The sequence below is a fragment of the Nitrospirillum amazonense genome (assembly GCF_007828045.1).
Classification (GTDB): domain Bacteria; phylum Pseudomonadota; class Alphaproteobacteria; order Azospirillales; family Azospirillaceae; genus Nitrospirillum; species Nitrospirillum amazonense_C.
In genome coordinates, this window is record NZ_VITN01000049.1 from 1 (window position 1) to 11,805 (window position 11,805).

General features: G+C 66.3%; 5 protein-coding genes. 3 read left to right on the forward strand and 2 right to left on the reverse strand.

The genetic code is table 11. The annotated features are described in order from the left end of the window. Window positions 1-393 precede the first annotated feature (393 nt). Entirely contained in the window at window positions 394-2,148 is a 1,755-nt protein-coding gene (locus FBZ89_RS30210) for a fatty acyl-AMP ligase (protein ID WP_145754780.1), read from the forward strand. Next, complete coding sequence (locus FBZ89_RS30215; RefSeq protein ID WP_145754781.1) at window positions 2,145-3,110, forward strand: NAD-dependent epimerase/dehydratase family protein; 966 nt, start codon at window positions 2,145-2,147, stop codon at window positions 3,108-3,110. The genes FBZ89_RS30210 and FBZ89_RS30215 overlap by 4 nt, the downstream gene beginning before the upstream one ends. 6 nt (window positions 3,111-3,116) lie before the next feature. Here the strand turns inward: FBZ89_RS30215 and FBZ89_RS30220 are convergent, their stop codons facing one another. Further along, entirely contained in the window at window positions 3,117-4,247 is a 1,131-nt protein-coding gene (locus tag FBZ89_RS30220; protein WP_145754783.1) for a GNAT family N-acetyltransferase, read from the reverse strand. Beyond that, window positions 4,244-5,035, reverse strand: coding sequence for a sterol desaturase family protein (locus FBZ89_RS30225; RefSeq protein ID WP_246173084.1), 792 nt, complete (start codon window positions 5,033-5,035; stop codon window positions 4,244-4,246). Before FBZ89_RS30225 ends, FBZ89_RS30220 begins: the two co-directional genes overlap by 4 nt. 714 nt (window positions 5,036-5,749) lie before the next feature. Here FBZ89_RS30225 and FBZ89_RS30230 point away from each other — a divergent pair. Then, window positions 5,750-11,805: S-layer family protein (locus FBZ89_RS30230; RefSeq protein ID WP_145754784.1), on the forward strand; the 6,056-nt coding region annotated here is incomplete at its 3' end.

Sequence of the window (11,805 nt, forward strand, 5' to 3'; positions counted from 1 at the left end):
TAATGAATGCCCTGGATCAGCGCGCTCGCACAGTTTCCGATGCCCGCGATGGCAATACGGATTTTGGCCCTCTGCATGACGTAACCTGTGAGTTGCTAGTTGAAAAAAATCTTCAGCGCCCCGCCGGGTCTCGGTCACAGACCGTGCCGTCGTGTCCGCGGTAAGGAGCTTCGCATTCACAGGTCACGATAGCGCATGACATAGATCGGAAACAGCATTGACATGAACCTGCAAAGCCACTTGCCCATCTACCGGGGCGCCGGGCCGGCCACAAGCGCCGCGTTCGGCGCATCAGCCTCAACGACGGCACATTTGCCTTTCTGTCATCAATTTGCATACCTGTTTTCAAATCCCTCGGCGTAAAGCCATAGAGAGTTAGGGTCACACGTAAAAATGACGTCTCCGACGCCCTCCCAGCATCCCGGGCTCCCGACTCGCCATGCGGATTTCCTGTCCGTGGCCGACGCGCTGGATTACGCCGCCCAGGGCCCCACGGGTTACAATTTCTATTCCGGCAAGGGTGTCCTCGCCGAGGCCTTGCCCTACGCCATCCTGCGGGAACAGGCGATCGATCTGGCCCGCCGCCTGTTGGGCATGGGCCTGGAACCCGGCGACCGTGTTGGCCTGATCGCGGAAAGCGATGGTGATTTCGTCCGCGCCTTCTTCGCGTGCCAATACGCCCGGTTGGTGCCGGCGCCCATGCCGCTGCCCTCGGCGTTCGGCGGCAAGGACACCTACATCGCCCACATCCGGCGCATGCTGGAAAGCTGCGGCGCCACCGCCGCCTTCGGGCCGGCCATGCTCAACGATTGGCTGGCGCAGTCGGTGGAGGGCCTGGACCTCAAGATTTCCGGCACCTTGGCCCTGCTGGACGACGTGGCGCCGTTCGCGGGCGACCTGCCGGCACAGTCTGCCGACAGCATCAGCTACCTGCAATTTTCATCGGGCAGCACACGCTTCCCCATGGGCGTTGCCGTGACCCAGCGCGCCTTCCTCAGCAACGCCGCCCATGTGGGCCGCACCGGCCTGGCCATCAACGACGGCGACCGCTGCATCTCCTGGCTGCCCTTCTACCATGACATGGGCCTGGTCGGCTTCCTGCTGATCCCCATGGCGTGCCAGGTGTCGGTGGACACGCTGCCGACGCGGGAATTCGCCCGTCGTCCCCTGATGTGGCTGGATCTCATCAGCCGCAACCGCGGCACCATCTCCTACAGCCCGTCCTTCGGGTATGAGTTGTGCGCCCGCCGGGCGGAGACGCTGTCGACCGAGGGGATCGACCTTTCCAGCTGGCGCAGCGCCGGTATCGGCGGCGACATGATTCGCCCGCACGTGCTGGCCAACTTCGCGGCGCGCTTCGCCGCCAACGGCTTCGACGCCCACGCTTTCGTGCCCAGCTACGGCATGGCCGAGGCGACGCTGGCCCTGAACTTCACGCCCAAGGGCCAGGGCGTGCGCCACGATGTGGTCGATAGCATCCTGCTGGAGAAGGAGCACCGCGCCGTGCCGGCCGCGCCCGGCGCCGAACGCAGCCGCACCTTCGTGCTCTGCGGCCACATCCTGCCCGACCACACCATCGAGGTGCGCGACGGCGCCGGCCAGCCGCAGCCGCAGCGCCACGTCGGGCGCATCTTCGTCCGCGGTCCCAGCCTGATGAGCGGCTATTTCGACGCGCCGGAGGAAACCGCCCGGGTCCTGGACGGGAACGGCTGGCTGGATACCGGCGACCTGGGCTACCTGCTGGACGACCAGATCGTCCTCACCGGGCGGGCCAAGGATCTGATCATCGTCAACGGCCGCAACCTGTGGCCGCAGGACCTGGAATGGACGGCGGAGGCCGAAATCGCCGCCCTGCGCAGCGGCGACGTCGCGGTCTTCTCCGTCGACAGCGGCGACGAGGAAGATGTGGTGGCGCTGGTGCAGTGCCGCAGCCAGGACCAGGCCGCGCGGGACGCCTTGGCCGGCGAAATCAGCCAAGTCTTCCGCAGCCGCTACGGTGTGCTGGTCCGCGTCGTCCTGGTGCCGCCGCATAGCCTGCCGCAAACCACGTCGGGCAAGCTCAGCCGCAGCCGGGCCAAGGCCCTGTACCAGGCGGGCGACATGCCCATCCTGGGCGTCTCCGCGCCGGTGGAGCCCGTCCTGGCATGAACGGGCGGCCCATCGTCGCTGTCACGGGCGCGACGGGCTTCCTCGGGCTGCATCTGGTGGCCACCCTGGCGCGGTCGGGCGCACGGTTGCGGATATTGGCCCGCCGGCCGCCGGACCACCCCTCCTGGGCTGGCCTCACCTTCGAGACCGTCCAGGGCGGGCTGGAGGACCCCGACGCCCTGGCGCGGCTGGCCGCGGGGGCGCAGGTGCTGATCCACGCCGCCGGCCTGATCAAAGCGCCGGACCGGAACGCCTTCATGGCCACCAACCGGGACGGCACCGCCCGGGTGGCCTCAACGCTGCGCCGCCTGGCGCCCCAGGCCCGCCTCATCGTTGTTTCCTCCCTGGCCGCGCGTGAACCGCAACTGTCGGACTACGCGGCCAGCAAGCGGGCGGGGGAGGAGGCGGCGCGTCAGGCTTACGCGGATGCGCCGGGGCAACTGGCTGTCCTGCGCCCGCCCATGATCTACGGCCCCTGGGACCGGGAGACGCTGGCGATCTTCAGGACAGCGTCGCGACCGCTCATTCCGCTGGTGAGCGACGGGCGCCTGGCGGCGATCCACGTCAGCGACGCGGCCGCGGCCTTGAGCGCGGTCGCGGCCGGCGCCGGGGTCCCCTATGGGGGCACCTACGCCCTGGCCGACACCGAGCCGGCCGGGTATGCCATGGCCGAGATGATGCGGCAGGCCGCCCTGGCCATGCGCGGCGACGCGCGGCCCCGGTTCCTGCGGGTGCCCGGCCGCCTGCTGCTGGCGGCCGGGCAGGCTTCATCCTGGTGGGGAAGGGTGCGCGGCACCTCCCCCATATTCACCGCGGGCAAGGCGCGGGAGATCCTGCACCCCGACTGGACGGTCACGCCCGGTGAACTGCTGCCCGCGGGCGTGTACCAGCCCGCCGTAAGCCTGGCGCAGGGTTTCCGCGACACCGTCGGCTGGTACAGGTCCGCCGGCTGGCTGCCGTAAGCCGCTTCAGAGGGCCTTCTCATAGATGCGGTAGGTCTTGTAGGCCACGCCGCCCAGGCTTTCGTTGATGCGGCGCATGGGCAGGTTGTTCTCCAGAATCCACGACAGCTCGATATGCTGGAAGCCCATGGCGGCCGCGTCGGCGCGCACGGCGTCGATCAGCAGGAAGGGCAGCAGGCTGCCGATCATGCCCTGGGATGCCGACTTGCGGATGCCCATCAGCGGCACGCGCGCGGTCTTGAGGCCGGCGACCTTCAGCCGCCAGAGCAGCTTGGCCCAGCCCAGGGGCAGCAGCTTGCCGTTCAGGTCGCGGATGGCCTCGTTCAGGTTGGGCAGGCAGACGATGAAGCCGACCGCCTCGCCGTCCTGCTCCACGAACCGCACCAGGCGCGGGTTCAGCAAGGGCTTCAGCGACTTGGCCAGGTAGTCGGTCTCCACCTCCGTCAGGGGGACGAAGCCCCAATTGTCCCGCCAGGCGTCGTTGAAGATGGAGGTGACGGCCTTGATCTCGTCATCGTAGCGCTTGAAATCCATGCGCCGCACTGTGATGCCCTTGGGCAGCGGCCGGTCGATCAGGCGGCGGGCGCCGGCGGGCAGGTCCTTGGTGATGTCGTAAAGATAGGCGTAGACGTCCTTTTCCTTGCGCAGGCCCTGCTCTTCCAGGCGGGGACCCAGGTAGGGCTTGTCGTGCCCCATGAGCAGCATGGGCGGCGTGCCGAAGCCGTCGACCAGCAGCCCGATCTCCTCATTGATGTTCAGGTTCAGCGGGCCCTGCATGCGCGTCATGTTGCGGGCCCGCAGCCAGTCGGCGGCCACGTCCAGCAGGGCCTTGATGACCGCCGGATCATCCTCCGCGGCGATCAGGCCGAACTGCCCGGTTCCGTCCGGCCGCATTTCCAGGGCGTGGTGGTCGATCTGGGCGCTGATCCGGCCCACGTCCCGCCCGTCCTTCCGGGCCAGCCAGAACTGCACGTCGGCATGGCCGAAGAAGGGGTTCTTGGCCGTCAGCGCCTCTTTACGCTCCAGATGCAGCGGCGCGATGTAGTGCGGATCGTCCTTGTGCAGCCTTTCGGGCAGGCGGATGAAACGGTCGAGAAGGGCGGGCCCCGTCACGGGGACGATGTCGATCGCGGTCACGAGGCCGCACCACCTGTGTCAGAAGTTGCGAACGCGGTTGGCGGACGGTCACGCGGCGGCGAGCCGGTCACCTCCATCACCCAGGGATAACGGCGGGCCTCGTCAAGGTCATAGCCGAGGTTGAAGACCGTGGCGCTCTTCGGGCAGTCGCGGGCCGAGGCGAAATAGGTGCCGAACAGCCGGTCGGGCGTGAAGCTGACGATCCCCAGGTTGGTATCCTCATTATGGAAATGATGGATCAGGTGATCGCGCTTCAGCTTCTGGATGAAGCGGCTCTTGGGCTTGTAGTTCAGGTGCTGGATGCAGTGGATGAATTCATAGACGCAGGTGGTGGCCAGGCCGGTCGCCAACGCCGCGCCGGCGGCCGGCCAGCCGCCGATGACATAGCCGACCGGCATGGACACCAGGGCGATGGTCGGCAGCGTGTTGGCGGGGGAGCCGAACAGGACCTCCAGCAGGTGCGGATCCTGGTGGTGGTCGAAATGGATGCGCTTCCACAGGCTGGCCGACCATTTCATCCGGTACAGCCAGCGGCCGTGCAGGATGTGGCGGTGAATCAGGAACCAGGCCATGGGATAGACGAAGAAGACCGCCAGGACGGCCAGCGCCGGCCCCTGCCATTGCCGCGCCGTGGCGATGGTGTAGGCCGCGGCGGCCACGGCCAGCAGGCCGTAGATCTGGATTGCCGGATAGGTGAGATACGCTCGCCAGAGATCCGCCAGGGTCATGCGGCCGAGATCGTAACTGCGCCCATGCCAGGCACGGCCCCAGGCGAGTTTCTGTGCCATTTCCTTAACCTCAAAGTCCCCAACGCCGTTTACCCACAGCGCCTGGCTAGTTCTAGTCATGAATCTGCCGGGGGTAAATCCCCGCATCCATCGCAGCGGCAACGCATATTCGCTATGGGCGGCGTCACAGCGCGCATTGTCCCGCCGGCGGCGAGGCGACGCTATCCAATAAGCACTTGGTACGGGCGACGGTGGCGCCGCCGCGCCCTTGGGCGCTCAACGCGGCCGACATACTCTTTGGAGATATTTCAGGGAGCGCCGCCCTCCGGAGTCTCCCATGGGGGCGGGAACATACTGTCGTAGAACCGGAGAGCTCGGCCGCAATCACCAGCGGTGCGAAGTCGGAAACTTCAAGACTTTGCAAAGATCAATCCTCAATTCCACGAACATATGAGTTTTTCAGACAAAAGGCGGAAATCTTTGATGCGGCGCAGGAACTTTAATAACAAGAGTAAGAAATAAAAATTCCAAAACAAAAGAGTGCCGCGCCGCATGATTGTGAAATTGACAGTCTCCAGGTCATCCCCCACAACCAATGGGAAGGACCATCTTTCGGGTAGGTGTGTCCGCTGGATTGGCGTTGCGATCCGGGTGCACGGTTGGGGTTGAGGGATAAGGCGGTCAGCTTTGGGGTAGAGGCCCCGGGGTTAGCGCAGCCCACGCCCCTTTCGCGCCGTGCTTTCGCAAGTCATGGCGTGGTTGGGGGATTTGAGAATGACGCGCGGGCATTATGCGAAGGCGCTGCTGGCTGGTTCTTCCCTGATGGTGGTCGGCTTAGTCCTGGCCACGCCCCGCCCCGCCCATGGGGGCGACGTCACCATCACGTTGTCCGGCAGCAGGCTAAGCAACACCAGTATCGTCACCACCTATTCCATCGTGTCTGGCGTCACCATAACCTCGAGTGGCGGCAGTTCTGCGTTTTACAACTCGTCAACGATCGGTACGTTCAGCAACAGCGGCACCCTGATCGCGAATACGGGTCTGCTCAACCAGGGCTTGATAAGTACGCTGACCAACAGCGGTAGTATCAGCGGCCTCTCCAATAACAACACCAGCAGCAGCATTGGCTTGATCGTCAACAGCGGCACGATCAGCAGTACGGTCAGCAACGCCATCCACAACGCCGGCTTTATTGGGAGCATCATCAATTCCGGCCTGATTGAGGGCGCCGGCTATGCGCTGCTGAATTCATCATTTAATAATATTCCCGGCACCATCAATTCCATTGGGAACAGCGGGACCATCGCCGGCGACATCCTTTACACCGGCCACAACACGCTGACGATATCCGGCGGGTCGGGTGCCACGGTGGGCACGCTGACCGGTTATGCCCTGACCACCCCGGGCACCATCACCCTAACCGGCGGTGGCCTGGTGTTCGCATCGGGCAATTTGCTGCTGAACGACAACATCACCGCCACCGGATACACCGTCAGCAACGCTGGCGCCGCCCTGACCTTGACCACGGTGGTCGGTGTCACCGGCACCTACAGCCAGACGGCTGGCCAACTGGTGCTGGGTACGGCCGGCGCGCTGTCCGTCACCGGCGCCGCCAGCATCATTGGCGGCACCATCCTGGCCGGCCTGTCCAGCACCGGCAACTATCTGGCCGGCACCGTGGTGTCCACCCTGGTGCAGGCCAGCGGCGCGTCCGACTACGCCGGCGTGGCCGTCGGCGTCACGCTGGCGGTCGGCTCCTTGGCGGCCAGCGGCACCGTGAACGGCAACAATTTGTTGCTGATGGCCAACAGTGACTACGTCGGCGGCACGCTGGCCAGCCTCAGCAACAGCAGCACGATCAGCGGCGCGAAGAGCGCCATTTATCTGGCCGGCACCGGATCGGTGGGAAGCTTAAGCAACAGCGGCACGCTATCCGGGAACACCCGGGGCATCTTTCTGAACAGCGGCGCCCAGGTCGGCACCATCACCAACCAGGGCCGTATCGTGGCCGTCGCGGGGGCGGGTGCCGCCGGCGGCATCGCCAACAGCGGCGGTACCATCGCCAGCATCGTCAACACCGGCACGATCACCAGCGGCGCCAGCAGCGGCATTGGGAACAACCAGAATAGCGCCTCTATCGGCCAGATCACCAACAGCGGGCTGATCAGCGGCAATACCGGGGGTATTTACAGCCAAGGCACCATCGGCACGATCACCAACAGCGGCCAGATCGTCGGGACGCAGGTCGGTATTTCCATCAATGGCGGCACGGTCGGTGTCATCGACAACAGCGGTACCGTGACCGGCGCCACCGCCCTGCTGGTGGCGTCCGGCGCCACGCTGGGCCCTGTGACCAACAGCGGCCTCATCGCCGGCAACATTCTCAACAAAAGCGCCAACGCGCTGACCATCGCCGGCGGCGCATCCGGCACCATCGGCACCCTGACCGGGCAGTCCGGCATGGGCACCATCGTCAGCACCCTGGCCAACCTGACGTTCTCTTCGGGCAACCTGCTGCTGAACGACAGCATCACCGCCACCGGCCATACCGTGGTGAACAGTGGCGCGTCGTTGACATTGGGCAACACCATCCTGGTCAGCGGCACCTTCTCCCAGAGTGCCGGCGGCACGCTGACCCTGAATCCCGGGGTGACACGCCTGAACGTCAGCAGCGCCGGCGGCACGTCCACGGTCGGGGGCACCATAACTGTCGCCCCGCTGGCCACCGGCAATTACATCGTCGGTTCGACCTCCAACACTTCCTATACGCTGGTGAGCATCAGTACGGGAAGTTTCAGCGGCCTTACACCCGTTGTGAACACCGTCACCGGCCTGTCCCTCGGCACCATTGGTTCGCTCAACTCCACCATCCTGACCATCGCCGCGCTCAACGACTATTTCGGCGGCACGGTTTCCAACCTGACGAGCAACCGGACCATCACCGGGCAGAGCTATCCCGTCTATGTCGCCAGCACCGGCAGCATCGGCGCCTTGTCCAACAGCGGCATGCTGTCAGCTACCACCGGCGGTGCCGGCCTCTATGTACTGGGTACAATCGGTAAGTTGTCCAACAGTGGCACGATCCAGGGCGCCACGGCGATCAGCATCGCCGGTGTCCTGACCAGCATAGTCAACACCAAGCTTATCGCCGGCGACATCATCGACAGCAGCGGCGCTGATCTGACCATTAGTAACGGCACCTTGAGCGGCACGGCCACCGGCGTCCAGGGGCGCATCAGCACCGGCGCCGCCAACCTGACCCTAAATGGCAACGTGTGGCTGAACGACAGCATCACCGCCGCCACGGTCGTCAACGCCGGCGGTAATCTGACGCTGACCAGCGTCATCGGCATCACCGGCGCCTACACCCAGTCCACCGGCACCCTTTCCGTTAGAGCGGGCGCCGAACTGACCGTCAGTGGCGCCGCCACCGTGATGGGTAGTGCCAACACCACCCTGTCCAGCACCGGCAACTACCTCACCGGCGCGGCCGCCAGCACGGTGATCGCGGGAGGGGCCGGTTCCAGCTACACCCTGGCCTCCAACAGCGTTGTGCTGACCGGCCTGACGGGAACCCTGGGTGCCAGTGGCGACAACTTGGTGGCCGTGGCGCTGAACGACTATGTCGGCGCCAGCCTGGGCACGATCAGCCACACCGGCACCATCAGCGGCGTCGGCACCGCCGTCTACCTTGCCGCCACTGGGTCAGTGGGCACGGTCAGCAACACGGGCACCTTGTCCGGGTCGTCCCGGGGCGTGCGCCTGCTCAGCGGCGCCGTCATCGGCACGCTGGTCAATACCGGTCTGATTGACGGCACGGCGGCGGCCGGTATCGCCAACGCCGGCACCATCGGCGCCATCCTCAACACCGGCGGCACCATCCACAGCAACGTCTCGGCCATCGCCCTTACGAGTGGCTCGATGGGCACGGTCAGCAACACGGGCACGCTGTTCGGTTCCATCAACGGCATCTATGTGACCGGCGGTACCCTGGGCACCCTGCTCAACACCGGTCTTGTCTATGGCTCGACCAGTGGTGTCCGGAACTCAACCACCATCGCCGCCATCATCAACCTTGGCGGCACCATCCGCGGCGACAACGGCAGCGGCGTCGGCAATTCCGGCAGCAGCGCCTCCATCGGCCAGATCACCAACACCGGCTTGATCACCGGCGTCACCGCCGGCATCTTCAACGTCGGCACGATGGCCCAAATCACCAACAGCGGCACCATCACCAGCGGCACGGTCGGTGTTTTCGTCTTCAGCGGCGGCACCATCGGCACCCTCGACAACAGCGGCACCATCGGCGGCGGCACCATCGGTGTCACGGTCGCCGCGGGGGGCACCTTGGGCACGCTGGTCAACCAGACCACCGGCACGATCACCAGCAGCGGCGTGCGCTCAACCTCCGCCGTCGGTGTCTATGTCTCGGGCTCGCTGGGTACGCTCAGCAACGCTGGTTCCATCCATGGCGGTTCCGTGGCGGTGTCGAACCTCGGCACCATCGGCCAGGTCAGCAATAGCGGCGTCCTCAGCGGCGGTAGCATCGGCTACTATGGGCAGGGGACCACCGGCACCCTGCTCAACAGCGGCACCATCACCGGCACCACGCGGGCCGTGGCCATTGGTGGCACCATCCAGACGCTGGTCAACAGCGGCACCATCAGCGGCATCGCCAGCGCCCTGCTTGTCGATGGGGTGTTGGGCACGTTGGTGGATAGCGGCCTGATCCAAGGCACCGTGAACAACCGTAGTGGCCGCGCCCTCAACATCGGCGGCGGTACCGGGGCGACCATCGGCACCCTGACCGGGCAGGCCGGTAACCAGGGTGCGCTCATCAGCAACGCCAACGTGGTCTTCACCGGCGGCAACCTGGTGCTGAACGACAGTATCGTCGCCACCGGCCAGACCGTCACCAACACCGGGTCCTCGCTGACGCTGACCAGCATCGTCAGCATCACCGGCGCTTACACCCAGGGCGCCGCCGGCACCCTGTCGCTGACCCTGGGCAGCGGCGGGCTGGTGGTGAGCGACGCCGCCACGGTAGGCGGCATGGTCCTGGCCGGCCTGTCCGTGACGGGCAACTACACCGTGGCCAGCAACACCCTGGTGGCCGGCGGCGGCGGGTCGGACTACAGCGCCGCCAATCTGGGCGGCGTGGCCACCGGCCTGGCGGCCGGCCTGTTGGTGGATGGCGGCAACAATCTGCTGCTGACCATCGCCAACGACTATGTCGGCGGTAGCTTGGGCAGCCTGGGCATCACCGGCGACATCAGCGGCCAGTTCGCCCTGTACGTCGCGGCCGGCGGCAGCCTGGGCAGCCTGGCCAACAGCGGCACGCTGACCGGCACCGGCGGTGGCGCGGCCATCGCCAACCTGGGCGCCATCGGCCTGCTGTCCAACGATGGCGGCCGCATCACCGGGCCGACGGCCTTCACCAACGCCGCCAGCGCCACCATCGGCACGTTGAGCAACAACGGCAGCATCGACGGCAGCTATGCCTTTAAGAACTCGGGCAGCATTGCCACCCTCAGCAACAACGGCCTGATCCAGGGCGCCTGGGTGGCGCTGTCCAACAACACCAGCGGCGGGCCCCTGGGCTTCATCGGCACGCTCAGCAACAGCGGCACCATCCGGGGCACCAATGCCGGCGCCTCGGCCCTTTACAACATCGGCATCATCGGCACGCTGAACAACAGCGGCCTGATCCAGGCGTCCAGGGCGCTCTACACCGGGCCCACCGCGTCGGTGGGCCTGCTGGTCAACAGCGGCACCATCGCCGGCAATATCGAATACGACGCGACCTCGGCGCTGACCATCACCGGGGGCACGGGCGGCACCATCGGCACCCTGACGGGCAGCACCCTGACTAACCAGGGCACCCTGACCGCCGGGGCCGGCGTGATCTTCACCGGCGGCAACCTGCTGCTGAACGACAGCATCATCGCCACCGGCCAGACCGTCACCAACACCGGGTCCTCGCTGACGCTGACCAGCATCGTCAGCATCACCGGCGCTTACACCCAGGGCGCCAGCGGCACCCTGTCGCTGACCCCGGGCAGCGGCGGGCTGGTGGTCAGCGACGCCGCCACCATCGCCGGTATGGTCCAGGCCGGCCTGTCCGTGACGGGCAACTACACCGTGACCAGCAACACCCTGGTGGCCGGCGGTGGCGGGTCCGACTACAGCGCCGCCAATCTGGGCGGCGTGGCCACCGGCCTGGCGGCCGGCCTGTTGGTGGATGGCGGCAACAATCTGCTGCTGACCATTGCCAACGACTATGTCGGCGGTAGCCTGGGCAGCCTGGGCATCACCGGCGACATCAGCGGCCAGTTCGCCCTGTACGTCGCGGCCGGCGGCAGCCTGGGCAGCCTGGCCAACAGCGGCACGCTGACCGGTACTGGCGGTGGCGCGGCCATCGCCAACCTGGGCGCCATCGGCCTGCTGTCCAACGACGGCGGCCGCATCACCGGGCCGACGGCCTTCACCAACGCCGCCAGCGCCACCATCGGCACGTTGAGCAACAACGGCAGCATCGACGGCAGCTATGCCTTTAAGAACTCGGGCAGCATTGCCACCCTCAGCAACAGCGGCCTGATCCAGGGCGCCTGGGTGGCGCTGTCCAACAACACCAGCGGCGGGCCCCTGGGCTTCATCGGCACGCTCAGCAACAGCGGCACCATCCGGGGCACCAATGCCGGCGCCTCGGCCCTTTACAACATCGGCATCATCGGCACGCTGAACAACAGCGGCCTGATCCAGGCGTCCAGGGCGCTCTACACCGGGCCCACCGCGTCGGTGGGCCTGCTGGTCAACAGCGGCACCATCGC

Excerpts from the sequence above, each read along its gene's own strand:
- FBZ89_RS30225 (WP_246173084.1), bottom strand. The coding sequence starts at position 5,035 with ATGGCACAGAAACTCGCCTGGGGCCGTGCCTGGCATGGGCGCAGTTAC.
- FBZ89_RS30215 (WP_145754781.1), top strand. The coding sequence starts at position 2,145 with ATGAACGGGCGGCCCATCGTCGCTGTCACGGGCGCGACGGGCTTCCTC.
- FBZ89_RS30210 (WP_145754780.1), top strand. The coding sequence starts at position 394 with ATGACGTCTCCGACGCCCTCCCAGCATCCCGGGCTCCCGACTCGCCAT.